20 protein-coding genes are annotated in these 25,681 nt (G+C 63.2%); 11 read left to right on the forward strand and 9 right to left on the reverse strand.

The features are described from left to right. Window positions 1-53 precede the first annotated feature (53 nt). The 9 genes from QZY03_RS19050 to QZY03_RS19090 all read left to right on the forward strand — a co-directional run bounded on the left by QZY03_RS19050 (window position 54) and on the right by QZY03_RS19090 (window position 7,984). Window positions 54-1,124 carry an SPOR domain-containing protein gene (locus QZY03_RS19050; protein ID WP_295583743.1) on the forward strand — a complete coding sequence of 357 codons (1,071 nt, stop codon included), beginning with the start codon at window positions 54-56 and terminating at the stop codon, window positions 1,122-1,124. A 141-nt stretch (window positions 1,125-1,265) separates the two neighbouring features. Continuing rightward, on the forward strand, window positions 1,266-2,153 hold the full coding sequence (locus tag QZY03_RS19055; RefSeq protein WP_295583744.1) for a glycosyltransferase family 39 protein: 888 nt from the start codon (window positions 1,266-1,268) through the stop codon (window positions 2,151-2,153). Between the two features lie 37 nt (window positions 2,154-2,190). Further along, complete coding sequence (locus tag QZY03_RS19060; RefSeq protein WP_295583745.1) at window positions 2,191-2,580, forward strand: hypothetical protein; 390 nt, start codon at window positions 2,191-2,193, stop codon at window positions 2,578-2,580. Beyond that, window positions 2,558-2,791 carry a hypothetical protein gene (locus tag QZY03_RS19065; RefSeq protein WP_295583746.1) on the forward strand — a complete coding sequence of 78 codons (234 nt, stop codon included), beginning with the start codon at window positions 2,558-2,560 and terminating at the stop codon, window positions 2,789-2,791. The genes QZY03_RS19060 and QZY03_RS19065 overlap by 23 nt, the downstream gene beginning before the upstream one ends. Window positions 2,792-3,088: 297 nt before the next feature. Further along, the gene (locus QZY03_RS19070; protein ID WP_295583747.1) at window positions 3,089-4,336 is read left to right on the forward strand and encodes a flippase; all 1,248 of its coding nucleotides are present in this window, start codon (window positions 3,089-3,091) and stop codon (window positions 4,334-4,336) included. Beyond that, a complete protein-coding gene (locus QZY03_RS19075) occupies window positions 4,333-5,106 on the forward strand; it encodes a methyltransferase domain-containing protein (protein WP_295583748.1) in 774 nt (257 codons plus the stop codon). Before QZY03_RS19070 ends, QZY03_RS19075 begins: the two co-directional genes overlap by 4 nt. After that, complete coding sequence (locus QZY03_RS19080; protein ID WP_295583749.1) at window positions 5,103-6,011, forward strand: glycosyltransferase family 2 protein; 909 nt, start codon at window positions 5,103-5,105, stop codon at window positions 6,009-6,011. The genes QZY03_RS19075 and QZY03_RS19080 overlap by 4 nt, the downstream gene beginning before the upstream one ends. Beyond that, on the forward strand, window positions 6,008-6,973 hold the full coding sequence (locus QZY03_RS19085; RefSeq protein ID WP_295583750.1) for a glycosyltransferase family 2 protein: 966 nt from the start codon (window positions 6,008-6,010) through the stop codon (window positions 6,971-6,973). The genes QZY03_RS19080 and QZY03_RS19085 overlap by 4 nt, the downstream gene beginning before the upstream one ends. Window positions 6,974-7,093: 120 nt before the next feature. Next, complete coding sequence (locus QZY03_RS19090) at window positions 7,094-7,984, forward strand: DUF5672 family protein (protein ID WP_295583751.1); 891 nt, start codon at window positions 7,094-7,096, stop codon at window positions 7,982-7,984. On the opposite strand, the gene QZY03_RS19095 is transcribed toward QZY03_RS19090, so the two are convergent. The 5 genes from QZY03_RS19095 to QZY03_RS19115 all read right to left on the reverse strand — a co-directional run bounded on the left by QZY03_RS19095 (window position 7,899) and on the right by QZY03_RS19115 (window position 12,964). Continuing rightward, window positions 7,899-8,708 carry a glycosyltransferase family 2 protein gene (locus tag QZY03_RS19095; protein WP_295583752.1) on the reverse strand — a complete coding sequence of 270 codons (810 nt, stop codon included), beginning with the start codon at window positions 8,706-8,708 and terminating at the stop codon, window positions 7,899-7,901. The two genes, QZY03_RS19090 and QZY03_RS19095, sit on opposite strands and share 86 nt — an antisense overlap. Further along, window positions 8,705-9,751, reverse strand: a complete 1,047-nt coding sequence (locus QZY03_RS19100) for a glycosyltransferase family 4 protein (RefSeq protein WP_295583753.1) — start codon at window positions 9,749-9,751, stop codon at window positions 8,705-8,707. The genes QZY03_RS19095 and QZY03_RS19100 overlap by 4 nt, the downstream gene beginning before the upstream one ends. A 119-nt stretch (window positions 9,752-9,870) precedes the next feature. Continuing rightward, the gene (locus tag QZY03_RS19105; protein WP_295583754.1) at window positions 9,871-10,608 is read right to left on the reverse strand and encodes a bifunctional 2-polyprenyl-6-hydroxyphenol methylase/3-demethylubiquinol 3-O-methyltransferase UbiG; all 738 of its coding nucleotides are present in this window, start codon (window positions 10,606-10,608) and stop codon (window positions 9,871-9,873) included. Further along, the gene (locus QZY03_RS19110; RefSeq protein WP_363169448.1) at window positions 10,605-11,780 is read right to left on the reverse strand and encodes a glycosyltransferase family 4 protein; all 1,176 of its coding nucleotides are present in this window, start codon (window positions 11,778-11,780) and stop codon (window positions 10,605-10,607) included. Before QZY03_RS19110 ends, QZY03_RS19105 begins: the two co-directional genes overlap by 4 nt. A gap of 104 nt (window positions 11,781-11,884) precedes the next feature. Continuing rightward, window positions 11,885-12,964, reverse strand: coding sequence for a glycosyltransferase family 2 protein (locus tag QZY03_RS19115; RefSeq protein ID WP_295583756.1), 1,080 nt, complete (start codon window positions 12,962-12,964; stop codon window positions 11,885-11,887). Between the two features lie 353 nt (window positions 12,965-13,317). Between QZY03_RS19115 and QZY03_RS19120 the strand changes: the two genes are divergently transcribed. Next, complete coding sequence (locus tag QZY03_RS19120) at window positions 13,318-16,608, forward strand: DEAD/DEAH box helicase (RefSeq protein WP_295583757.1); 3,291 nt, start codon at window positions 13,318-13,320, stop codon at window positions 16,606-16,608. Between the two features lie 104 nt (window positions 16,609-16,712). Further along, entirely contained in the window at window positions 16,713-19,397 is a 2,685-nt protein-coding gene (locus QZY03_RS19125) for an HAD-IC family P-type ATPase (protein WP_295583758.1), read from the forward strand. On the opposite strand, the gene QZY03_RS19130 is transcribed toward QZY03_RS19125, so the two are convergent. The 4 genes from QZY03_RS19130 to QZY03_RS19145 form a co-directional block, all read right to left on the reverse strand. Further along, a complete protein-coding gene (locus QZY03_RS19130) occupies window positions 19,378-20,883 on the reverse strand; it encodes a glycosyltransferase family 39 protein (protein ID WP_295583759.1) in 1,506 nt (501 codons plus the stop codon). The genes QZY03_RS19125 and QZY03_RS19130 overlap by 20 nt on opposite strands. A 107-nt stretch (window positions 20,884-20,990) precedes the next feature. Then, entirely contained in the window at window positions 20,991-22,547 is a 1,557-nt protein-coding gene (locus QZY03_RS19135; protein WP_295583760.1) for an OmpA family protein, read from the reverse strand. A gap of 104 nt (window positions 22,548-22,651) precedes the next feature. Continuing rightward, a complete protein-coding gene (argA, locus tag QZY03_RS19140; protein ID WP_295583761.1) occupies window positions 22,652-24,028 on the reverse strand; it encodes an amino-acid N-acetyltransferase in 1,377 nt (458 codons plus the stop codon). 9 nt (window positions 24,029-24,037) lie between these two features. Further along, window positions 24,038-25,384: a sigma-54 dependent transcriptional regulator gene (locus QZY03_RS19145; RefSeq protein ID WP_295583762.1), complete on the reverse strand. Its 1,347-nt coding sequence runs from the start codon at window positions 25,382-25,384 to the stop codon at window positions 24,038-24,040. Window positions 25,385-25,681: the final 297 nt, after the last annotated feature.

Raw genomic sequence — 25,681 nt, forward strand, 5'->3', positions numbered from 1 at the left:
GACCAGAGCGCGAAGCAATTGCTCGTCAGACTTGTACACGCGGAGCTAGTGTCATGCCGAATACCCCAGGAACGGGCAACCTCAACGATCCCTTCGCCCCGGACTTGCCGCGCGAACAGCGGCTGCGCGCCCTGGAATCGGTCGACGCCGAAGCAGAATCGGACCAGGCGTACGCGACCCGTCTGCAGGCCCTCGCCGCCGAGTTTGCCGCCCATCGGATACTGATGCGCGATCAGGAGAAGGCGCTGGTTGAGCGCATCGCCGATGTCGATGATGACCGCCGCCTCGCCATCATCCACCTCCAGCGCGCCTGGCAGACTCAACGCGACGAACTGGCCGGCAAGCTGCGTCGCCCGGGTTGGCTTGCCGCAGCGGCCCTGATGCTGGTGCTGGCCCTCGGCGGCGGTTTGATCGCCCTCTATTTCGATGTGAGGGCCTCGCGAGCCACCCTGACGGCAGCCATCGAACGGCTCACGGCGGAACAGCAGCGCCTCGCCGCCGCGTTGGCCGCGCGCGGGCAATCGCTCCATCCCGTGCCGCTCGGGACCAGGACCGGGCCGGAGCCCACTGGAACGGAACCCGCTACCAGCATCGGGATCGCGGTGCCGACGCCATCCGAGAGACCGATCGGTGAGGCGACTGCGACGGAGGCGGATCCAGGTGAGGCGCCCGCGACGACGCCGGACGCCCCGCCGCCTGCTGACCCAGCGCCCGCTCCAATGGTCGGCGCGCAGTCAGAGGACGCCGCCGCGACCGCGACGGAGGCGGATCCGACCCCCTTTGCCATTGCCGCGCCGACGTCGGCGCAGGACCCCGAGCCAGAAGAGACCTTCCGGGTCACCGACCGTCCATTCGCCCTACAACTCGTCGGCTCCCACCAGCGGGAAAGGCTCTTGGAACTGGCGGCTAATCAGGCTTTGCCACAATACGTTTATCTGCACCAGGAGACCCGGCGCGGACGTCCCTGGTTCGTGCTGATCCACAGCCTTTACAGCAACATCGAGGACGCCCAGGCGGCGCTCGCGCGGCTCCCGCCGGGATTGCGCAAGCCGCTACCCTGGGTGCGTGCCTTACCTGCGGAAACCACTCTCGATCGCATCGCCACAGGGAGCTCCGCAGGATGAGCCGATCGGCTCGTAGCGCATCCGCCAGCGGCCGTCGCGCGCCCCCACCGACCGCGGCGACCGCCGGGCGCGACAGTGATGAACGCCTGACTGATCGGCAGCTTTGGTGCCGGACGGAAGCCCGTTTGGGCCGGTAGCGACATGCCGACCGGGCGACTGGCGTCCACCATTGACAGCCGCTTCATTCCAGCGCTGCCATTGGTGCTCGTCACGACTCTCATCATTCTGAATTTTCAAATTTTTTTCGTAGGCTTCATCGCTTCGGACGACGGCATCTACGTGGCTGCCGCGCGTGCCTGGTCGTTTCCGGTCAACGCGTTGCCGACTAACCACTGGGGTTTTCGTTATCCCGCTTTGTGGCCGATTGCCGCGCTTGAACACCTGGTCGTCAGTCCGCCGCCAATCGCCTATGCGCTGTTGCCGCTCGCGTTCTCGATCGCCCTCGGCAGCGCGGTGGTCTGGTTCGTGGGGGCCAACATCGGTGGCCGGGGTGCACTTGCCGCGGCGTTGCTGTTGTCGACCATGCCGCTCGCCGTCGTCCAGTCGAGCATCATCAACGTCGATGTCATCGAAACGCTGTTCCTGTTTCTGTCGCTCGCCTGGTTCGTCTCGGCTGCACGCGCGTCCACGGCACGTCGGGCGGGTTGGCTGTTCTTCAGCGGTCTCGCCTTGGGCGGAGCGTTGCTGACGCGGGAGACGGCCTACGGCTTCCTGATCGTTTATGGGTTGTTGTGGCTCTCCGGCGCCTGGTTCCCACGCAAGTACTATCTTTGGGTCCTGGTCGGCGCGCTGTTGGTGATCGGTGCCGAGATGGGTTATTACGCTGCACACGAAGAGTCTCCGTTGTATCGGTTTTTTACCATCGCCGACTCACACGGCACCCTCCATCTGTCCACTGCCGATTTTTCATCCGGCACGGGCAATGCCAGCGATAACCGGTGGCTGGCCCCGATGGCCGCGCTGCTGCTCAATCAAGAGTTCACGCTGTTGTTCTACGCCGCGCCCCTGGCCCTGCTGGCTCCGCTTTGAGAGCCGCTCCACCGCAACCGACGGGCGCATCTTGCGCGTGTTTCTTTTTGCTGCACTCGTCTATTTCGTCTGGCTTGGCTATGGTGGCGCCATCCGCCCGTTACCGCGCTATTTTCTGTTCCTGGCGGTCGTGGCGGTGATCCCGATTTCGCTCCTGATGCAACGGACACGGTTCCCGGGCAGCGCGATGCTCGCGGTCGCCGGGCTGGTGGCCGCCAATTACCTGGCGCTGACGGTCGAGAACATCCATCCGCGATTCGCGGCAAACCAGGTTGCGTTATTAGCCGATACCGCGGATCAACCTATTGTTACCGATCCTGAAACCGCCTCGCGGGCGCGCCAGATCGCACGCTTCCGGCGCAGCGCGAACCAAGGTCTCATTACCACCCGCGGCGCCGCCGTTCATGGTCGTGTCGATCGCGGGTGACCGCAACCCCGATGCGGTGCCACTCAACCAGGGCACCGCTGGCGGCGTTGCTGTGTCACGACTGGTTCAGGAGATCGAACCCCCTAAGCTGCTTATCGGCCGTCTCCTGGATCTGACCGGCCTGGCGACACTCCTGACACCATCGCAGTATCGATGGCTCGCGGTCAGAAACCCCCCGGTGCTCGTGTTTCAGATCGATGCAAAGCCTTAGTGAACCATCGCCTACCTGGGATCTTGATCCAGGCGTTGCCGGGCCAGGTGACCTATGCGCCTGGCTTCCCGCCGCCCTGCCCGCCGATTGCGACACCCCGTGTCGTCGGGCCGAGGTCTTGAGCATCAGTGAGGGCCTACCAGCGGTCCCTGCAGAATCGTCAGAGTTATCGTCAATGTCCCCGTCACGATCGACTGACGATGGGAGCAGACTCTGACCGTATACCCTCAAGTTGACCCGGCCTGGGTGCGCGTGTTGCCTGGACGCCTGCGAACCAGGCTAAGGGGCCGCAGCACGTTGTTCGCGGTCATTCATAACTCAACTTGGCTGATCTTCGACCGGGGTATCCGACTGATAATGGGGCTGGTGGTCGGCGCTTGGGTTGCCCGCTATCTCGGACCTGAACATTTTGGTGAGCTTGCCTACATCCTTGCTTGGATCGCCTTGCTCCAGGCAGTCGCCGGCCTGGGGATGGACGGGATTGTTGTCCGCGACATTGCCCGCAACCCGGCACACGCCGGACAGCTACTTGGAACCGCTCTTATCCTGCGACTGACCGCCGGCACGCTCTGCTGGATTGCCGCCATCAGCGGCATGGCATTGCTCTATGGTGGAGCCGACCAACGCGTGCTGCTCATCGCCCTTGCGGGCGCCGCACTCATATTCCAGTGCGCTGACACCATCGACCTCTGGTTTCAGAGTCAAAGCCAGAGCCGCCGGACGGTGATCGCAAAACTCATTGCCTATTCCTTGTCCAACGGGATAAAAGTGCTGCTGATCCTGTTGCACGCACCGCTCGTCGCCTTTGCCGCGGTCATGGCGCTGGATGCCCTGGTCGCCGCCGTTGCTTTGATTGTTGCCTACCATCAATTCCCCTGTCGGGGTTCCTGGCAGCCACTCCTGGCGCGCGCACGTGCGCTGACCAAGGAATCCTGGCCCTTTATTATCAGCGGGGTAGCGATCATGATTTATACAAGAATTGATCAAATCATGATTGTGGCCTTGCTTGACAACAAGTCTTTGGGGTATTACGCTGCCGCGATTCCGCTCGGACAGCTACTCAACGTTATCCCATACATACTGGCGATCAGCTTGCAACCCCTTGCAGCGACTCTCGCCCATCAGTGCAGCGCCAAACACGACGAATTTTTCGTTGCCATTTTCCGGCTCTACATGGTGCTCGGACTCATCGCTGCGATTGCGACCTTTGCCGCCTCAGCGTCCATCGTTATCATGCTGTACGGCAGCGCCTATCACGCGACCTCTACGGTATTATCGATTATCGGTTTCGCTTACCTCTTCAGCTTTCTCGGTATCGCACAAGGTCTGTGGGTCACCCAACGGCGTTCGAAAAAAATCGTCATTATCTCAACGTTGAGCGGAGCGTTTCTTGTCGTCATCGGAAACTATCTCCTCATCCCGATATTTAACATTGCCGGCGCTGCGGCGGCCTCAGTGATCGCGCAAGCTGTATCGGTATCAGTGATTCCTCTGATTGTTGAGCGGGACCTCAGGCTATTGTATCGGAAGGCGCTCAAGCCATGAATTGTCCAATCTGCAACACCGGCGTACTGACGGCATCCGCACTGCCCGCCTATCTCCGTTGTACCAATTGCCTGTGCAATATCGCAGGCGATATGAATCCACGGCCACCGGAGCAATACGATGAAGTGGAGTGGTATGGCCCACGATGGGAGTTCGGGCTTGCCGTAAAGCGCCTCGCCGGGATCAACTCGATCGTCGAGTTGGGCTGCGGCGAAGGTTTTTTCGCGGCAGCGATCATCCGACCTGGATTGAAATACATCGGCGTTGATTTCAACACCCGCGCAATCGCGACCGCCAGGCAGCGCATCCCGGAATCCAATGTCTGCTTCACTGCATCGCTGCAAGCAGTCGCTCAACCGGGCGACGCGCTGGTCGCATTTCACGTGCTTGAACATATCCCGAACCTGCGGGAGGCTCTGCTTGAAATCTTGCGGCACAGCAACCCACGTATTATCATCATTTCGGTACCCAGTCCCCACCGAGTGCTCGTGAAATATTCTCTTCGTGAATCCTGGGACCAACCACCGCATCATCTTTATCATTTCACCCAATCCGGACTCGCTATTTTGTTCCGTTCGCTGAATTATTCACTGACCAACACGGAGTTCGAGCCGCTGCGCAACGATGAGGTAAATACGTTACTCGAAAATAAGATACGAATTCCCAAGTATGCCCGCAAGGTCTTGAGCAGCGCTTTTTCTTTAGTCCCCCGATCAATGCGGCCAAAGATCGGCCAGGCGATGATGATGACATTTACGAGGGGCCGATGATAAAGAAGGTCATAATAAACAACTTCAACTACGCGACCTACCTTCCGGAATGCATCGAGTCCGCGCTCAACCAAACGCTCCGCCTGGATCAGCTTATTATTATTGATGACGGATCGACCGATCGCTCGCGCGAGATTATTGCGGGATACGCACTTTCCGATCACCGGATTATTTCGGTTTTTAAGGATAACGGCGGACAACTCTCATGCTTCAATGCGGCCGCCGCCTATATTACGGAAGACGATCTCGTATTTTTTCTGGATGCCGATGATGTCTATCCGCTCGACTATGTCGAAAATATGCTGAAGTCTGCGCCCTACATTGATGTTGCATTCTGCAATGCCGCCGAGTTTTATCAAGGCCGTACCGCGCCTATCAGCACCGCTGTCATCAACAACAAGCAAGCCATTGCGATCCTTCAGTCGTCCCATGTGACGCGCGCAACCCGCTGCTGGATCGGCAGCCCGACGTCAGCGATGGTCATGAGCGGGTCGCGTTACCGGCAAGTGTTTCCCTGTCCGCTGGAGCCTGACTGGATCACCAGAGCTGATGACGTCATCGTTTATACCTCGTCATTGTTCGGAGCAGAGAAGCTCTATATTCAATCCCTGGGGATTGCTTATCGGGTCCACGGTAAGAATCGTTTCTTTGGTTTACCGCAACAAAAGACAGCGCAGATGTCGCGGAACCTGAAAATCGAAAGGTTATTCTGTTGGGCCTGTCAGCAGCGATTCATCCCCGCACGCGCAACCATACTAATTGCGCTCGATGAAGTCACAGCCATCCCTTGCTCGATGCGCAGCCGTTTTTTTGTGCCACACCCGGCCCTCATCGCGCTTCAACCGCTGATCGACTTTTTTCGCATACTTAAGCGGCTTTTGACAATGGCAAGGGCGACTCAATGAGAAGCTCCGTTCTGTTCCTGGTCTTCAATCGACCCGACACAACAGCGTTGGTATTTGACGCGATTCGCGCCGCCCGCCCGCCGCGCTTATACATCGCAGCCGACGGACCCCGCATCGATCGGCATGACGAACCATTTCAATGTGAACAGGTTCGCCGCATTGCAACAGCGATCGAATGGCCCTGTGAATGTCATATGCTGTTTCGCGACCGGAACCTTGGCTGCAAGATCGGTGTATCGGAAGCGATCAACTGGTTTTTTGCGAACGAAGAAGAAGGCATCATCCTCGAAGATGACGTTGTTCCGCTTCCCGGGTTCTTTCCGTATTGTGACGAACTACTCGAGAGATACCGCATGGACCATCGCCTCGCCATGATCAGCGGCACCAATTCCATATCTCACCGCTTTACTTCATCCGCCAGTTATTATTTTTCCCGTCATGTCCAGATCTGGGGTTGGGCAACTTGGCGCCGCGCCTGGGCGCGGTACGATGTTACGATGCAAGCCTGGCCAGCATGGAAGGAGCAGCGCGGGCTTCAGTCTCTTGCCCATGGCAGAGTCTTTGAGTACTATTGGCGCGACCGGTTCGACCGCACGTTCAATGGCGAGATCGACACCTGGGATTATCAATGGACATTCGCGTGCTGGTATCATGACATGCTGGCAGCCGTGCCGGCCTGCAACCAAACACTGAACGTCGGTTTCCGTCAGGATGCCACGCACACGAATACCAATATCCCGCTGTACGTTCAACGGTCTATCCCCCAACCGCTGCGCTTTCCCTTGCTACACCCGACTCATATTGAAGTGACACCGGAAGCGGACTTACTTGTCAATACAGAAGTTTTGGGTTTGACGGTGATATCGGAGGTGCTGCGGCGATTAGGTGAGATCCCTGTTCTCGGCCAGATGGTGCGGCGCCTGAAGTCCGGCTTCTCTTATATCTCGGCACGTACGAAATAATGTCTGAAAGGTGATAAAAGCATTGCAGAGCATTCGGTTGGAGCTTTCTTATTTTTTGCAAAAAGCGAGCCACGATCGGACCGTTGGCCCCGCTTGTATCAAAGAATCGCAGGTCCGCTGATGCCGAGTCGTGCGGCGGTGATCGTGCCGCTCTACAAGGAGAGCATGACCGATGCTGAGGCTTTCTCATTCCACAACACGCTGACCGTTCTGGCGCGGCACGACGTTTACGTGATCAGTCCGCAGCGCTTGACTGACCATCTCGATGCGTTCTTGGCATCCTGGCCTGGTAAAGTCCAGGTCGCGTCTTTCGCGGATTGGTTTTTCGCTGATACTCACAGCTATAGCGCGCTGCTTTCCTCCGCTGCTTTTTACCGGAGATTTGCATGTTATGAATACCTGCTGATCGTTCAGACCGATGCCCTGGTGCTGGATGATTCGCTGGATAACTGGTGCAGCCGGCACTATTCTTATGTCGGCGCACCCTGGTTCAAAGGGTTTGACGAGCTCGAGCAGCCACTGTCATTCCTTGGCGTGGGTAACGGTGGTTTCTCTCTGCGCAAGGTCAGCGACTTTCAAAGGGTGCTGACACTCTCCGGAACGTTTTCCCACTTTGCCGCAGCAGTCATCGCTGGTTCGCGAAAGCCGAGACGCTTGTTTTACTATGCGCGCTTCATGAAACATCGACTCTGCACCGCTTTTTTCTTTCCTGCCGTGTGTTCCTTAATCAACGAGGATAAATTCTGGGGCTTGCTCGTTCCACAATGCTTTTCATTTTTCTCGGTACCCAGCCCGGAGGAAGCCATTGCCTTCTCATTTGAGGTTGCTCCAGCCTATCTTTTCAATCTCAATCGCTGTCGGTTGCCCTTCGGCTGCCACGGTTGGGAAAAGCACGATCCCGAATTCTGGCGCAACATTCTCGCGATTAAGGAGGTCCGGAATGGCCGCTGGCGACGGGACCCCGCAGAGCGCGGAGACGGCGATAGCTCAAATAGAGAGGCCAGTAAATAGCGTAAATAAAACGCATGGCCGCGGTAGTTCTGCGCCGCTGATGGATCTGACGTTCCTCAAGAAAGCGACGTTTGAGGGCCGGCCAGTCGCGACGGGAACTGACGCCGGTGTCGCGCATCATACTGAGGGGTAGTTGAATGCAGTGTACCTGCGCACCGATATCGTAAGCACGCAGGAAGAACTCATAATCCATCGTGATGGCGAGCGTGGTGTCAAAGCCGCCCAGCCGGTCGAAGAGGCTGCGGTGACAGAGCGCTCCCTGGTGGTAGATACCCGGCTTGAAGCGCATCCGCCAACTGAAACCTCTGGGACTGAGGCGGGAAAACGCCGCTGCTGAGCCGAAATAGATGTCGAATGCATAGATGTCGGCATGCACGCGGCGCATCGCGTCAAGCGCCTGGGCGAGGGTGTGCTCATTGACCAGATAGTCATCCGAGTGAAGGAAGAGGATGTAATCGCCGTTACAAAAGGCAAGCCCTTTGTTCATGGCATCCGAGATGCCTTGATCGGGCTCAGAGACCCACTTGAAAAGCCTCGGCGCGTAATGGCGGATGATCTCCCGGGTGCCGTCCGTGGATCCACCATCGATGACCACATACTCAACGACCACGTCGGCTTGGGCGAGCACGCTGTCCAGGGTTTTCCTGATTGTTTCTCGGGCGTTCAACGTCACCGTGACGACGCTGATCGTCGGCGTTTCGCGAGGGACCCACGAGGTTCTCATTGCCTGACCACGGGGGCTATCCCGGCAATCAAGCAGTCATAACAGCGCAGCGCCGCGGTATCCCAGGTGATCGGCGGCGGGAATGCGCGCGGCCTGGTCTCCAGGATCGCCAGAATGTGCCGGGCGAGATCGAGAGGGTCACCGACGCGATAAAGGTACTGAGGGAACGCGTCGAGGAATCGTACCGCGCCCCCGATTGCCGGCGTGACGAACGGTACTTGAGAGGCGATGTATTCCATCAATTTTTGCGGGAAGCTGAAGGTCGCGAAGGCGTTGTCGGCATAGACGATGGTTGCGGCATCGCAGGCGCAGATCAACTCGGCGAGCGACCTCTGGGTCACCAGACCCAAGTGACGGACGTGACACCGGGTAGGAGGGATGTGGTGCTGACCGCTACCCGCCATCAAAAACAACACGTCAGGATGTTGTGATGCAATGTAATTGAAGGCATCGAAAAGTACCGCGGTTCCCCGGTGCGTGGTCAGGGAGCCGAAATAGCCGACGATCGGCGTTGCGGCGGAGATACCAAGAGCCGCTCGACAAGCCCCCTTGTTGCGCACATGAAAAACCTCAGGGTCGATACCGTTTGGTACCGTGCAAGTGGCCCCTGCCCCGTACGCTTGGACGAGGTGGTGTCCGAGTGTCTCCTCAAACACGATCGTACGATCGGCATGTCGCACCGCCCAGCCGAGTGCCTGAATCATGAACGGCACGCGGCGGCTTGCATAGGTTTCAAAATTATCGTAGATGTCGCAGACCGATCGCAGTCCGGTCAGGCGAGCGATCAGCACGGCGATGATGCAATAGGGGGTGTCACCAGACCCGATGACGGTCTGGTAGCGGCCGCTGCGTGCGAGCGTGACGAGGTGCCATAAAAAGGCGGCGAATCCAAAGACACCGAATGAAAGGATGGAGAAACGGTCGTTGACGCTGATGCATGTCGTCGGATGCCGACGGTAACTGTAGACCAGCATCTGGATCGTCACGCCGAGTGCGGACAGGCGCTTGGGTATCTCATAATAGCGTCCGAACCGATCGGCCACGAGATCCCGATGCATATACTCCCGTTTGGTGATCCAGAGGACGGACAACGCCGATGGCTCATGCGATGGCTGTTCGCATTGACTGGGGATCATGGCGCACTCGTGCGATCCGGGGAAGCTCACGTCTCGGGATGCGTCATCAGGAAGGTCATGGTGGGATAGACGGGACTGCAGGTCTTGAGGACGAAATCAGGCAGGGTCCGGACCACGTCGGACACTATCCAAGGTTTTTCGATTTGTACCATCAGCCGCAGTGCCGGCGCAGCAACATCCTGCAAGCAAAGACCAGCCAGTCGAATCAACGAGCGAATACGACGCGGTCCCGGGGGCTCGCAGTCATAGCAGGTTCCGCGCCGGCGGGCTCGAAGATAGGGGCTGCGCAGAGAACGTGGCAGCCAACTCAGAAACCAGAGGCCGAAATGCGGCTCGCGCAGTGCCCAGCGATTCGGAACCGCAAGGTAAGCAAGGCCGTCCGGGCGCAAGACGCGCGCGATCTGCGTGAGATGCGCGAGTTGCTCGGTGTGGCCGCCGACATGCTCCAGCACGTGATTGGATACCACGACGTCGAATGACCGGGCAGGAAACGGGAGCTGCACTCCGGTCACCGGGACGAATTGGTATCCATCACACATAACGCGTTGGTCGACGCGGTCCACGGCCGTCACCTGGCCTTGACTCCCGACACGCTCGGCAAGCGCTGTCGTGATAACGCCCGAACCGGCGCCAACTTCAAGCACGGTCAGGCCACGCAATGACCGGTTCATTTCCAATATGCGGACGATCTTCTCAGCCTTGCGACGGCGATGCGCAATATCCAGGTAAGCATGGGTTTGCCGGCCCGGAGCAGCGTTGGTCATGACGGCCGGCACTGCGCGTCTGCCTTGAGCGACGCAAACAGATCGGAAAAAGCCGCGGCGCTGGCGTCACGGGAGAAATTGCGGACGACGTGCGCGCGGGCGCGACTGGTCAGGGCCGGTGCCAGTGCGGAGTCGGACTGCAAGCGGCAGACGGCGTCGGCGATTTGCTCGGGCGAACGCTCATCGACCAACAGCCCCGTCTGCTCATGGATCACCGCGTCCGGAACCCCGCCAAGACGCGTGGCAATGACTGGCACACCCGTGCTCATCGCCTCGATCAGCGTCAACCCCTGGGCCTCCACCCAGCCGTTGGCGGCGCGCCGTGATGGCCCGATGAAGGCGTCGGCAGCCGCGAGATAGGCCGGGACTGCGCCGGAGTCGATCCAGCCGGTGAAGGTCAGACGGTCACGGATGCCGAGTGCGGCGGCACAGTGTTCCAAGTCGACGCGATCCTGGCCGTCGCCGACGATGAGCGCGGTGGTATGGGGTAAGCGATCACGCAGGAGTGCGACGGCCCGCAGCAGATCCTCAACGCCCTTCTCATCGACGAGACGTCCCAAAAACACCAGCAGTGGTCCCTGCCCGCGGCGATGACGCCGGCGGATCTCGACCGCGGCCTGATGCTGCGGCTCATTCAATACATTCGTGGTGACTCCCATCGGGATGCGGTGGGGTCGTTTGAGTGCAGGCACGAGATCCAGTACTGCACGCTCAGTGCAGGAGCTATTGACGGTCACCGCTGACGCGTTCTTGAGCGCGGCGCGCTTGGCCGCGGCCATCCAGCGTCCCGGCAACCCGAAGATATCGCCTCCGTGCACCGTGACGACCCAGGGCGTACGCCTCACCCGCTGTGCCAGCATTGCGGTGAACCCCTGCGGTAAGATCCAATGGGCATGGATGACGTCATAGCGCTGTGCCAGCAAGCGCCTCGCGACGGCGACGGTTTCAGCACCGACGAGGGCCGGGAGCTTGAGTCTGTTCAGCGGATGCTTGCGAAGATTGATCAGCGCACCTCCCTGGTAGCAGACGGTTTGCGCAGACTCGGGTAAGAGATAGCGGAAGCGGATGACCGGCAGACCGCCAAGCAGCTCACGCCGCGCGGCCCCAGGCGCGTGGGGCGCCAGGACATCGACGTCCCACCCGAGTGTCTGAAGGTCCTGGGCGAGATGCAATACGAAGGGCGTCGTACTGTCGCCCTCCCATCGCGGGAAATTCGAGGTGACGCAAAGAACGCGGCCACACTTTATCCCTGGAGTTTGCATCATGCGGCCGCCCGTCACGCGCGTCCGCCACGGGGATCCGGCGCCAGCGGGTGAGCCGTCGCTGATCGCTCCGGCCGCTGGTCGCTCGCACCGGGCGGCGCGAGCGGCGCTGCCGATGGATGGCTCCGGCCATGGCAAGCCTCGGTGCGGCGACCTGCGGCAAGCTCCATCCGCCTGACGCGCTCCAGTGTCATTTCCAGTAATTGCCGGTTGAATCCGATGAGGTCGGCAACCAGACCGATCAGATAGGCGATGAATCCCATCATCAGAAAAACGGCACCGAAGATCAAGGATTGAATATGTCCGTCGCCGACCCCGCTCATGTAGTAATAAAAGAACCGCAGAACCGGGAGCAGTCCGAGCACGGTCAGGAGGGTCCCGATCATGAAAAAGACCCATAACGGCTGGTACATCGCGTACATCCGCACCATGGTCCCCAGGGAACATTGCACGAAGTGTCGAATGTTCTTGAAGAGACGCGAGTCGCGGGTTTTCGGGTTGGTGCGGACCGAAACCGAGGTGACTGCCAGATGGCGCTTACCGGCCTGAATCACCGTCTCGATGGTATAGCTGAAGGACGACACGACGTTGAGGCGGATGGCGGCCTCGCGGGAGAATGCACGAAAACCGCTGACGGTATCGGGGACCCAAATCCCGGCGAGTTTCCGCACCACGCCGCTGCCGAACCACTGAAGGAACTTCTTGGCGGCGGAAAAATGGGCGATCTTGTCGGTCTCGCGGTCGCCGATCACGATATCCGCCTCGCCATCGAGGATTGGCCGCACCAGCTTCGGAATGTCGCGACCATCGTACTGGTTATCGCCGTCGGTGTTGACGATGATATCCGCGCCCAACTCCAGGCAGGCTTCCAGACCATTGCGAAAACTGCGCGCAAGCCCCTGGTTGCGCTTATTCCGCACGATGTGGTGAACGCCGAGCGCCCGCGCGACCGCGAGCGTCTGGTCCGAACTGCCGTCGTCAATGATCAGGATTTCGATGCGGTCGATGCCGGAAATCGCAGCTGGGATCGCCCCGATCGTTTTCGGAAGAGTCAGTTCTTCATTATAGCAAGGAATCTGGACGATCAGCTTCACAGAGTTGCTCCCGCGGAACGGGGTCCGCCGAGATCGGATTATACAGAAGCTTGCCGACAGCGCCCGGCCTGGCGCTCGAGGAGATCGCGCTCGGGGACATCCGACAGCGGCTTGGCGACGCGTCCTGAGCCGGGGTCGTGGGTCCGGGCGGTCCGGCGGAAACCTGACCTGCGCTGCCTAAGTCAAGCGGTTGGAGGCGGCGTACGCAAGTCCGATCGGCCGTGGCGGACCTTCGGACGACGAGCCCAGGCCATCGACCCAATCATTTTGTGCTATTGCCCCCATACCCATGGGCAACGGCCCCCATACCGGCGACAATAGACGGCTGTTTCGCAACTGCCTGGTCCAACACCATGCCACGCCCCCTGAGCCGTGACGACATCCGCCACGCGATCGACCTGAGTTCCTTCAACCGGGGCCTTGCCTACTATCAACAAGGAATGGTGATCGAGCTGGAGGAGGAGCGGCGCGATGACGCCGGGGTCAGCCTGCGGGCACGGGTCCGCGGCAGCGCCGGCCGTATCTACCGGCAGTCTATTTTCATCCCGGCGGACCCCGCCAAGCGTGACATCACCGGCTCCTGCGGTTGCCCGATCGGCTACAACTGTAAGCATGTGGCGGCGGCCTGTCTGGCTTTCGAGGAACGGGAACGCCAATCGCAGCCGAGCGACGGCTCGGCCGGCACCGAATTCATGAAACGCTGGTTGAACCGCGTGGTGCTGGCCGGCCAGGATAAAGCAGCCGACACGGCGGGGGAGCGGCTGGTCTATGTGCTCCAGCAAAATCCGGGCGATGTCCACGCGGCTGCGGCGGAACTGCGGGTCGCCAAGCCCCTGCTGCGCGGCACCGGGCTCTCCAAGGGGCGACAGGTCAATCCGTTCAACCTGCTGCACGGCTACTCCGCACCAACCTATCTGCTCAGCGCGGACCATGACATTCTGGGTATCCTGCGCGCGCTGGCCGGCGGTCAATGGGTCACCAGCGTGCCGCTCGCCGGCCAGACCGGCTATTTGGCACTGTTGCGCATGATCGGGACCGGGCGCTGCTATTGGCAGGGCATCGAGGGGGCGCCCTTGAGTCTGGGTGAGACACGCTCCCTGGATCTCAGTTGGCGGGAAAACAAGGACGGATCACTCGACCTGAAGGTCGAGGTGACCCCGCCGGCCCGCCTGCTGCTGGTCGATCCCCCCATGTACCTGGATCCCGCCAAGCACCAGGCCGGCCCCCTGGAAACCCAGGGGCTGCGCACGGCCCAAGTGCGCGAGCTGCTGGCCGCGCCGCGGCTGCGCGCCAACGAGGCCGAGACGCTGTCACGGACGCTGGTGCTGGAATTCCCTCAGTTACCGCTGCCGGTCCCCCGCCCGGTGCCGGTCAAGGAGGTCACCGCGGCCACCGTCGTGCCCTGGCTGACGCTGCGCTGTGAGTCCTTGGCCGGAACCGACACCCATCTGCTGAGTCTGGATTTCGACTACGACGGTTACCAGGTCCCTGGTCTTCCCGCGCTGCCGTACACCATCCTGCCCGACGGCTCCGGGACGGTGCGGATCCACCGCGACCTGACGGCTGAACAGCGGGCCTTGGACACCCTCGCGGCGCACGGCTTTGTCCCGCTCGCCCTCGCCGGCATCGCCGCGGGCAGCCACCGGGTCGTCCCAGCGACCGCCAATCCGCTGGAACGGGCAGGGCGCTGGTCGGCCCTCCTGCGCGACGGCATTCCCGCGCTGGAAGCGGCCGGCTGGCGAGTGGAACGCGAGGACGCCTTCCGGCTGCAATTCGAGTCCGCGGACTGGGAGCTGGAACTCGAAGACCCGGCGGAAGCGGGCGGCAACGACTGGTTCGGCCTGCGCTTCGACCTGGATCTCGGCGGGCGCCGCTTGCCCCTGCTGCCCATCATCGCGCCCTTGCTGGAGTTGGGGATGGGAAGTGAAGTCCCCGCCATCATTACCCTGCCGCTCGACCCGACGGGCACCGACCCGGACGCCGCGCACCGCTATATCGACCTGCCGGGAGCGCGGCTCTTGCCGTTTATCGAGATCCTGCGCGATCTGTTCGACCGGGCCGCGCCCGGGGCGGACGGCCGGCTGCGGGTGTCGCGCTTCGACGCCGCCGCCCTGGCCGACCTTGAAGCCCAGGGTTATGCGATCCGCGGGGCCGAGCGGCTGCGTGAACTGGCGCGGCGGCTGACGGCCTTCGCCGGGATCGAGCCGGTCGAACCCCCGACCGGGCTCACGGTCGAATTGCGCGGGTATCAACGACGCGGGCTCGATTGGCTCCAGTTCCTGCGCGCCTGGGATCTGGCCGGCATCCTGGCCGACGACATGGGGCTCGGCAAGACCGTTCAGGCCCTCGCCCACCTGCTGCTGGAGAAGGAGTCCGGACGGCTGGAGCGCCCCGCCCTGGTGGTCGCCCCCACCAGCCTGATGGGCAACTGGCGGCGCGAGGCGGCGCGCTTTACTCCGGGGCTGCGCACCCTGGTCCTGCACGGTGCCGACCGTCACGTCCATTTCGACGCCATCCCGGATCACGATCTGATCCTGACCACCTACCCGCTGCTGTCCCGTGACCAGGAGCGGCTCCAGGAGCAGTCATTTCACTCACTGATCCTGGACGAGGCCCAGTCAGTCAAGAATCCTAAGTCGCAGGCCGCGGCCGTGGTCCGGGCACTCAATGCCGATCACCGGTTGTGCCTCACCGGCACCCCGATGGAGAACCATTTAGGCGAACTCTGGACGCAATTCGACTTTCTCATGCCCGGGTTCCTCGGTGACCAGGCCAATTTCAAGCGCCACTGGCGCACGCCGATCGAGCAGCATCGGGATCGGGACCGCCAGGACCGCCTCGCGCGCCGGGTCGCCCCCTTCATGCTGCGCCGCCGCAAGCAGGATGTCGCGGCCGAGTTGCCGCCGAAAACCGAGATCATCAAGAGTGTGACCCTGGGCGAAGCGCAGGCCGCGCTCTATGAGAGCATCCGGCTGTCGATGGAAAAACGGGTGCGCGACGCCATCGCCGCCCAGGGCCTGGCGCGCAGCCACATCACCATCCTTGATGCCTTGCTGAAACTGCGCCAGACCTGCTGCGACCCGCGCCTGCTCAAGCTCCCGGCCGCCGCCCGGGTCAAGGAGTCGGCCAAGCTGGAACTGCTGATGGATCTGGTGCCTGAGCAACTGGATGAGGGCCGGCGTATCCTGCTGTTTTCCCAGTTCACGTCCATGCTCGCACTGATCGAGGCCGAACTGGATCAACGCGGCATCCCCAGCGCCAAGCTCACCGGTCAGACCCGCAAACGCGACGAGGCCATCGACACCTTTCGTTCGGGTGAGGCCAACCTGTTTCTCATCAGCCTCAAGGCCGGCGGGGTCGGCTTGAACCTCACGGAAGCCGATACCGTGATCCTCTACGACCCCTGGTGGAATCCGGCGGTCGAGGCGCAGGCGGCGGATCGCGCCCATCGGATCGGTCAGGACAAGCCGGTGTTCGTCTACAAGTTGGTGACCGAGCAGACGGTCGAGGAGCGCATCCTGACCATGCAGGAGCGCAAGCGGGCGCTGGCCGCCGGGGTCTACCAGGAGAGCGAGGGCGAACAGGAGCCGCGCTTGAGCGGGCACGACTTGCAGGAACTGTTCGCGCCGTTCGGCGAGCGCTGAGCCGATCAGCGGCCCGGTGCAGGGCGCGCTTCGGGAACCACCGCCCTGGTTCGGGCTCAAACTGAATCGCTTGCCCTCGTCGGCCGACTCAATAAGGACTCACAGTGAATACGCTCCCCGCGGTACCTGCCACACTTCCCCCGCGCGTCTGGTATGCCGAAACGCCTGAACGCGTCGCGGCTGATCTAAAGGTTGACATCAGCGTCGGCCTGTCCACTGCCGCCGCCGAAGCTGGACTCGGGGTCCATGGCCCCAACCGCATCAGCGGTCGGCCGCCGCGCCCGGCATGGAAAAAGTTTCTCGACCAGTTCCGCAACGTGCTCGTGCTGGTACTGATCGGCGCCGCGCTGCTGGCGGGCATCGTAGGCGATCTCAAAGATGCGATCGTCATTGGCGTTGTGGTGTTGCTGAACGCCACCCTGGGGTTTTTTCAGGAACACCGCGCCGAGGCGGCCTTGTCCGCCTTGAAAAAGATGCTGGCTCCCATTGCCCGGGTGCGGCGCGACGGGCATCCGGCGGAGATTCCCGCCGAAGCGCTGGTGCCGGGAGACATCCTGCTGCTCGAAGCGGGTGATCGCATCCCGGCCGATGCGCGGGTGCTGCGTGCCCATGCGGCCGAGGTTGCGGAAGCGGCGCTCACGGGCGAATCACAGGCCGTTGCAAAAACCCCCGCGGCGATTCCCGGTACGCCCCCGCTGGCCGAGCAGCACAACATGGTCTTCATGAACACCGTGGTTACCCGCGGCCGCATTGAGGCCATCGTCTGCGCCACCGGGATGCGCACCGAAATGGGCAAGCTCGCGAGCTTGCTGGCCGAGACCCCCGAGTCGGCCACCCCCTTGCAGGTGCAACTGGATGCGCTCGGCACCCGGCTGGCCGCCATCGCCGGGCTGGTCGTGTGTGCGATCTTCGCCATTGGCATCCTGCGCGGCGATGCGCTGATCGACACCGTGCTGACCGCCATCGCTCTGGCCGTGGCGGCGATCCCCGAAGGTCTGCCGGCAGTCGTTACGGTGACGCTGGCGCTGGGCATGCACCGCATGGCCAAGCGCCATGCCATCGTGAAAAAACTCGCGGCGGTAGAAACGCTCGGCTGCACTACGGTGATCTGCTCGGACAAGACCGGGACCCTCACCCTGAATCAGATGACCGCCCGGCGCGCCTGGTTTCACGGCCGTCGCTTTGCCGTCACGGGAGACGGCTACGCGGGTGTCGGCGCTATCCTGCCGGAGGATGACGCGCCGCCGCCGAATTGGCTGCCCTTGCTGACCTGCGCGGCACTGTGCACGGATGCTCGTATCCGCGACGGCGAACTGATTGGCGACCCGACTGAAGGCGCCCTGTTGGCCTTGGCCGCACGGGGCGGCCTGGACGCGCCGACCCTGACCGGGCAGCAGCCGCGGATTGCCGAGATCCCGTTTGACTCCACGCATAAATTCATGGCGACCTTCCATCATGACGGCGCCCTGGTGCGGATGTGGGTCAAGGGCGCGCCTGATGTCTTGCTCGAGCGCGCGCGCGCTCACTTGACGGCTGCCGGCGAAGTCGCGCTCGACACGGCCACACGGGAGGCGTTCGTCGCGCACAATGCGGCCTTCGCGCAGGACGCGCTGCGCGTGCTCATGCTGGCCGGCCGCACCATCCCGGCGGCCGATTTCGACCCGGCGGGCGAGCTGATGGTCTGGGCCGACGGGCTGACACTCCTCGGCCTGGTCGGCATCATCGATCCGCCGCGTCCGGAGGCGCGCGACGCCATCCGCATCTGCCAACAAGCCGGCGTGGCGGTGAAAATGATCACCGGTGATCACCGGGCGACGGCCGCCGCCATCGCCCGTGACCTCGGGTTGACGGGCGAGGTCCGCGAAGGCCGTGACATCGAGGGCCTGACCCAGCCGGCGCTCGCTGCTCTGGTGGAAGGCACCGCGGTGTTCGCGCGGGTTTCGCCCGAGCATAAATTGCATATCGTCGAGGCGCTGAAGGCTCGCGGCCATGTTGTCGCGATGACCGGCGACGGCGTGAATGACGCTCCGGCGCTCAAGACCGCCGACATTGGTGTGGCGATGGGCATCACCGGCACCGAGGTGTCCAAAGAAGCGGCCACACTGGTCCTCACCGACGACAACTTCGCGACCATCGTGGGCGCCGTCAAGGAGGGGCGCACCATCTACGACAACATCGTCAAGTTCGTGCGGTTCCAGTTGTCCACCAATATCGGGGCCATCCTGACCGTCGTCGGTGCGCCGCTCTTCGGGATGCCGACCCCCTTTACCGCGATCCAGATTCTCTGGGTGAACATCATCATGGATGGTCCGCCGGCCATGACGCTGGGCGTGGAACCGCCCCGACCCGGCATCATGGACGCGCCGCCCCGCCCGGCCGACGGCCCCATCCTGACGCGGGATCGCCTGTGGCGTCTTGGTCTGTACGGCCTGACGATGGCGGCCGGAACACTCGCAGCCTATGCCTGGGGCGAGCATCACGGCGGCCACGACTATGCGGTCACGCTGGCCTTCACCACCTTCGTGTTATTTCAGTTCTTCAATATTTTCAACGCGCGTGCCGAGCATGAAAGCGCCTTCAACCGGCACTTCCTGAGCAACGGCAAGCTGTGGTCGGCACTGTTTTGCGTGGTTGCGTTGCAGATCCTGGTGGTGCACTGGGGCCCGGCGCAGGCTATTTTCGACACGGTGGATTTGAGCCTCGTCGACTGGGGACTCGCGACCCTGGTGGCCGCCAGCGTCTTCGTGCTGGAAGAAGTTCGCAAGCTGTTCAGTCGGTGGGGGCGCTGAACCCGTTCTCCGCCAGTCGATAGTGATGCAGAAACCAGGTATGCAACGGGCGTGCGCACGGGGGCGCGGCGGTCTCGCTCAGACCCTGATCGGTGCAGTCGAAGAAGGTGCGCGGGGTGTCGCTGGTGAAGCCCACGACCGTCGGCGGCTGCGGGCGCTGGGTGATGATCCAGAAGGGCTCACGCTGTACGTTCGGCTCGACCCGGGGGGCGATCTGCCCCACCAGATATTCGGACGGGCGCGTGAGCCCCGGCCATTGGCTGGCGGCAAGCTCGGGTTGATAGAAACGCAGCATGGCCGTGAGCTGGTAACGGTCGGCATAGACCGGCCCGGGCAGCCCGGCGGCCACGGCCGCCAACGCATCAAACCCGTGGGTCTCGCGCAGGATGCGGTTCTGGCTGTCCGGCAGCGGCAGGGCGGCGGTGGCGGCGTGATAGACGTAGAGGGTCACCAGCAGCAGGTTGGCCGCGGCAGCGCCCAGGACCCAACGGCGCAGACCGCGCAGCGGCCGCGCCAGCAGTGCCGGGGCCGCGAGCAGGTACATGGCCGGCCAGTTCGCCTCCACCTCGCTGCCGAGGGAGACCAGGGCGAAGAACCCGAGCGGAAACCAGGCGGCGGTCAGCAGCAAAGGCCTGGCATGGGTCGCCGTGACGGGGCTGGGATCGGCGGTCGCAGAGCGGCGAAAGAAGCGGGGGATGGCGGCCAGCAGCGGCAGCGCGATCAGCCCCCAGAGTGCCAGTTGTCCGGCCGCGAATGCACCGAGATTGGCGGCGCGCTCCGCCAGTGTCACCGGCGCCGAGTGCGTGATGGCAGTCGCCGCGGTCCCATTGGCAGGCGTGAGTGCACCGGCATCCAGGGCGAATCCATGGCCGAACTGGAAGCGCAAGGCCAGCCAGTCGTGACCCGCGTTCCACCACAGATTGGGGCTGAACACCAGCACGGCGAGCAGCGCTCCGAGATAGGGCCAGGGCGTGCGCAGGGCACGCGGATCGGTACGCAGGATGGCCCAGAGTAAGATCGGCCCGATCAACAGCATAGTGTACTTGCCGAGCAACCCCAGACCGACGGCGAGGCCGACCGTGAGCCAACGGCGGCGGTCGCAGGCTAAAGCGCGCTCGGCCTCGTGCAGGGCCAGCGCCCAGGCGAGCACGAGCGGGGCATCCGGCGTCGTGAGGATGCCGCCCGCCAGACCGGGCAGGCTGGCGAACAGGAGCACCAGGGCGAGCGTGAGATCGTCGCGACGCAGCAACCCGCTATTGACATAGAACCGGGCCAGCACGATCAGGCTCAAGGTGCCGGCCGCCAATCCCCCAAGCCGCGCGGCCAGGGCGGAACCCGGAACCAACCAGGTGCCGATCCCCAGCACGGCCACCCCGGGCGGATGATCGAAATAACCCCAGGCGAGGGTGCGTGCCCAATCGAAGTAGTAGGCCTCATCCTGGGTCACCGGCAACAGGGCCGCCGCGCCAAGCCGCCAGGCCGTCATCACGAGGATCAGCCCTATGATTAGCGGCCAGGGTGATTGGACGGGTTCAGCGTGGCCGCGTGGGTGTTGCGTGGTCATCCTGAGGACCGGTTCGCTAACAATTTAGATCAAGGCTCGATCACCAGCACCTCGACCCGGCGGTTCTTGAGCCGGCCGGTCGGGGTCGCGTTGTCACCCACTGGCCGCGTCTCGCCCAGCCCCTCGGCCGTCAGCCGCTCCGGCGCCACCCCACGCTCTATCAGTCCCTGCCTGACCGCCTCCGCCCGCGCCTTGGACAGCGCCAGGTTGATCGACTCGGAACCCGAGGAATCCGTATGCCCATTGATGATCGCCGTCAACTGGGGGTATTGCTGAAGCAGTGCAGCGATCTGATCCAGGCTGGGGATGGCACCTTTGGGAAGCGTCGAAGCCCCGCTGGCGAAATGCAATTCCTGTTCCGCAAGGCTGATCAGCATGCCGCGCTCGGTCTTCTGGGCATGCAGCTCGGCATAGCGCTCGAACAGGCCGCGGGTGTGGGTCAGCGCCTGATCCTTGGCTTGCAACTGGGCGGCCTGTGCCTCCTCGAACTCTTTGCGCAATGCCGTCAGGGACTGCTCGGCGCGGGTGCGCTCAGTCTTCAGATCCTCTTCCAGGGCAAGTTTCTCCTGCGCCGCCGCACTGACTTGCGTACGCACCTCCTCCAGGGTGCGGTTCACCTCGGCAAGCTCGGCGACGCCCTGCGCATGCGTCTGTTCGAGCGCCGCGCGGGTGCCGCGTTCGCTCTGCAATTCCTCGGTGAGGGCAAAGACCTTGCCGCGCAACTCGCTCGCCGCCTCCTCGTGTGACGCCTTGGTCGTCGTCAGCGTCTGGGCGTGCTCCGCGGCGCGACCCTCGGCGGCCGCCAGCCGCGCGGTGAGATCCTCGACGTTGCGCTCGGCGTTGGCCAATTGGTCGGCCAGTGCCGTGCGCGCTGCCGCGGCCTCTTGCCCGGTCTGCTCCAGGGTAGCGCGTAGTTCGGTCACCTGTTGCTCCAGCCCGGCGATCAGGGCGGCGCGGTCGGGGTCGCTGCCCTCGAGTGCCGAGCGGTAGAACCGCACGCGTTCATTGACCTTGGACTCCAGTGCGGTGCATTGCGCGGTGTTTTTCGCTTCAGCCGCGGCACCCGTCTGGCGCAGCCGCGTGACCTCGGCCTCCAATTCCTTGACGCGCGCCTTGGCCGCCTGGTCTTCGCTTTCCAGAGAGGCCCAGGCTGCATGGGCCGCATCCAGCTTGTTGACCACCGCCTTGCTGGCCTGGGTGTATTGGACGCTGAGATCCCGAATCTGATCGTTCAGTTCCTGCTCACGGGCGGCTGCCTGCGCAATCTCCTGTCGATGCCGCTCGACCTGGGCGGTGACCGTCTCGTGCTGTCCTACCAGTGCCTGGTGCTCACCCTGGACTGCCTCGAGACGGGTCTTGAGGTCATCGTTCTGCGCCTTCAGCGTCTGTTCAGTCACCGCGGCGGCCTGGAGTTGCTGCTCCGCGGCGGACTGGCGCTGCGCCGCTTGGGCGAGCGCCGCGCGCTGTGCGGCGATGTTCTGGCGCAACCCGCCGGTGTACCAGTGGTAGAGCCCGTAGACTCCGATCAGGGCCGCGAGCAAAACCCAGGTCAACAGCTTGTAGAGCGAGGAACGGGACTCGGACATCAGGGACTCCGGGAGGTGATGGGGTCAGGCTGCTTCTCAGCGGTGCGGCGCACAGGATACCTGAACCAGGGCCGGGATCGGCAGCGGGATCACGGCCGCGGCGCTCAGGTCGTCAGGACTTTGATGAACACCTGAGAGTTACGCCGCAGGTTATAGAGCGCCTGTTTTTCAGTCGGCAGAGTCTCCAGGGGCGCCGGGACGAAGCCGCGTTCCTGGAACCAATGCGCCGTCTGGGTGGTGAGGACGAACAGCCGGGTGAACCCGCGGGTCCGGGCGATGGCCTCCATGTGTTCCAGCAGTTTGTCGCCGCGTCCGTGGTTGCGGTAGTCCTGATGGACGGCGACGCTGGCGAGTTCGGCTATGCGTTGTGCCGGATAGGGGTGCAGCGCCGCGCAGGCAATGACCAGACCGTCGCGCTCCATCAGGTAGAACCGGTCGATCTCGGTTTCCAGCCGCTCCCGCGAGCGGGGGACCAGCACGCCGCGCTCCTCCAACGGCCGCAAGAGTTCGAGGACGCCGGTCACATCCTCGCTGCGCGCGGGCCGCAGTCCCTCGTAAGGTTGTCCGGTGATCAGGGTCCCGCTGCCGTCGCGGGTATAGAGCTCGCGCAGCAGGGCATCGTCGCGGCGCCGGTCGATCAGGTGCGCGCGGGTGACCCCATGGATGCAGGCATCCGCCGCGGCACGCAACGCCTGGGCTAAGTCCTCGTGCAGTTCGGGGGCCGCGGCGAGCAAGGTTTCCACTTCGCCGCTCAGGACGTTGGAGAGGAGGGCGCCGGTGGCGTCACACACCCCCGGTTCTTCGATCAAAAAAATCAGCTTATCGGCCTTCAGCGCGATCGCGGCCGAGCGTGCGACGTCGGCGGCACTGAGGTTGAAGACCTCGCCGGTCGGCGAGTAGCCCAGCGGCGGCATCAGCACCACCGCCCCGGCATCCAGCCGCTGGATCAGTGACTGGCGGTCCACTCGTCGCACCACACCGGTGTGTTCGTAGTCGATGCCATCCAGGACGCCGATCGGTTTGGCGGTCACGAAGTTGCCGGAGGCCACCGGGATGCGCACCCCGGCCATGGGTGAGTTGGCGAGCCCCATGGAAAGCAAGGCCTCGACCTCCACCCGCGCCACCCCGGCCGCTTCCTTGACGCAGGCCAGCGCGGTATCGTCGGTGATGCGCAGTCCGTTGACATAGCGCAATTCAATCTGCTGCTCCCGCAGCCGTTCCTCGATCTGCGGACGCGCACCATGGACCAGCACCAGGCGCACGCCCAATCCGTGGAGCAACGCGATGTCATGGACCAGGTCAGGGAAGCGCGGGTCGGCGACGGCCTCCCCGCCGAAGGCGATCACGAAGGTCCGCCCACGGTGGGCGTGGATGTAGGGCGTGGCCTGGCGCACCCAGGCGACGAACGGGTCGCGTTCGGGGGGTGGCCCGTCGGCCGTGGCAGGTGGCGCGGTCGCGCGCCGCCGGGTGCGATCGGTCACGATGGCTCCTTACTCGATGCCGAGTTTGGCGAGGCGGTAGCGCAGTGAGCGCAGCGTCATGCCGAGCTTCTTGGCGGCGGCGGTGCGGTTCCAGCGTGTCTCCTCGAGTGCCTTGAGGATCGCCTGGCGCTCGATCTCGCCCAGGTAATTCTCGAGGGGGACCGCGGAGTCCGGACCCGTGCCCCCCGCGGCTGCCGCCTCGGTCTGTGGCAGATAGAGGTCATGAGCGCCAATGATGGCGCCGTCGCAGAGCGCCGTGGCACGTTCCAGCACATTCTCCAGTTCGCGCACATTCCCCGGGAAGGGGTGCCGCGCGAGTGCCTCCAGCGCCTCGTCCGCGAGCTTCATCGGGCTCCGCTCGGCATGTGCCCGGGCGATCCGGTCGAAGATGCGCGCGGCCAGCAGCGGGATATCCTGAGGGTGCTCACGCAACGACGGCATCCGCAACTCGATGACGTTGATACGGTAGAACAGGTCCTGGCGGAACCGCCCATGCTCCACCTCCTCAGTGAGGTCACGATGGCTGGCGCTGATGATCCGCGCGTCCACCGCCACCTCCTGTTGGGCGCCGACTGGTCTGACGCGCTTTTCCTGGATCGCCCGTAACAACTTGACTTGCGCGGGCAGCGGCAGGTCGGCGACTTCATCAAGGAACAGGGTGCCGCCCTCGGCCGCCTGGAACAGGCCCTCCTTGTCCGCCACGGCGCCGGTGAAACTGCCCTTCTTATGGCCGAACAGCTCACTCTCCACCAGTTCCTGAGGAATCGCACCGCAGTTGACCGCGACAAAATCCCCCTCGCAGCGCGGCCCCTGGGCATGAATCAGCCGGGCCGCCAACTCCTTGCCGGTGCCGCTTTCACCGGTGATGAACACCGGCGCCTGGTTGCGGGCGAGCTTGGCGATCAGTCGACGGATTTCCTCGATCTTCGTCGAGTCCCCGAGCAGGCGCCCCCCGGCGGTGTTCAGTTCACCAGCAGTTCCGCCCTGAGTGCGCAGCTTCAGCGCCGAGCCGACCAGGCGGCGTAACAGCTCGAGATCGACCGGCTTGGGCACGAAGTCGAAGGCTCCGGCCTTCATCGCGGCCACCGCGGACTCCATATTCCCATGCGCGGTGATCATGGCGACCGGCAGGTCCGGGCAGTGCTCGGCGATGTAGCGGACCAAATCGATTCCGCTCCCGTCAGGCAGGTTCATGTCCGTGAGGCACAGGTCGAAACGCCCCGTGTCGAGGTGGCGCCTGGCCTCGCCGACGGTCATCGCGGTGGTCGCGTGCACATCCATGCGCCCGAGCGTGATCTTGAGCAGATCGAGAATATCGGCTTCGTCATCGACGACGAGTGCGTGCGCCTTGTTCATACCGGCTCGCTTCCAGTTCTGGTGTGGTTCTGATCATCCGCCGATCGACCCGCGAGGCGTCGCTGCGGCCGGTAGCGGGCCGGGCCGCGGGTGCGCAGACCCTGACCGTGCATGGTACACCACCGCGCCGAGCGCATCACCGCGTCCCGGCCGGAACAGCAATTCTAAATTCGGGCGGCATCGCGCGATCCCTGGTGGATGCGGCGCGCGCGACCGAGGTGCCGGATCCCTGACACCGAGCGGCGCGCCTTATCCACCCTACAGCGGAGCCGGTTTTGTAGGGTGGATAAGCGCAGC

This window comes from uncultured Lamprocystis sp., from assembly GCF_903933125.1.
Taxonomy (GTDB): domain Bacteria; phylum Pseudomonadota; class Gammaproteobacteria; order Chromatiales; family Chromatiaceae; genus Thiodictyon.

What these genes read in the sequence shown, in the direction of transcription:
- QZY03_RS19050 (WP_295583743.1), top strand. Translation starts at nt 54, where the DNA reads ATGCCGAATACCCCAGGAACGGGCAACCTCAACGATCCCTTCGCCCCG.
- QZY03_RS19055 (WP_295583744.1), top strand. Translation starts at nt 1,266, where the DNA reads ATGCCGACCGGGCGACTGGCGTCCACCATTGACAGCCGCTTCATTCCA.
- QZY03_RS19065 (WP_295583746.1), top strand. Translation starts at nt 2,558, where the DNA reads ATGGTCGTGTCGATCGCGGGTGACCGCAACCCCGATGCGGTGCCACTC.
- QZY03_RS19075 (WP_295583748.1), top strand. Translation starts at nt 4,333, where the DNA reads ATGAATTGTCCAATCTGCAACACCGGCGTACTGACGGCATCCGCACTG.
- QZY03_RS19080 (WP_295583749.1), top strand. Translation starts at nt 5,103, where the DNA reads ATGATAAAGAAGGTCATAATAAACAACTTCAACTACGCGACCTACCTT.
- QZY03_RS19085 (WP_295583750.1), top strand. Translation starts at nt 6,008, where the DNA reads ATGAGAAGCTCCGTTCTGTTCCTGGTCTTCAATCGACCCGACACAACA.
- QZY03_RS19090 (WP_295583751.1), top strand. Translation starts at nt 7,094, where the DNA reads ATGCCGAGTCGTGCGGCGGTGATCGTGCCGCTCTACAAGGAGAGCATG.
- QZY03_RS19095 (WP_295583752.1), bottom strand. Translation starts at nt 8,708, where the DNA reads ATGAGAACCTCGTGGGTCCCTCGCGAAACGCCGACGATCAGCGTCGTC.
- QZY03_RS19105 (WP_295583754.1), bottom strand. Translation starts at nt 10,608, where the DNA reads ATGACCAACGCTGCTCCGGGCCGGCAAACCCATGCTTACCTGGATATT.
- QZY03_RS19120 (WP_295583757.1), top strand. Translation starts at nt 13,318, where the DNA reads ATGCCACGCCCCCTGAGCCGTGACGACATCCGCCACGCGATCGACCTG.
- QZY03_RS19130 (WP_295583759.1), bottom strand. Translation starts at nt 20,883, where the DNA reads ATGACGGCCTGGCGGCTTGGCGCGGCGGCCCTGTTGCCGGTGACCCAG.
- QZY03_RS19135 (WP_295583760.1), bottom strand. Translation starts at nt 22,547, where the DNA reads ATGTCCGAGTCCCGTTCCTCGCTCTACAAGCTGTTGACCTGGGTTTTG.
- QZY03_RS19145 (WP_295583762.1), bottom strand. Translation starts at nt 25,384, where the DNA reads ATGAACAAGGCGCACGCACTCGTCGTCGATGACGAAGCCGATATTCTC.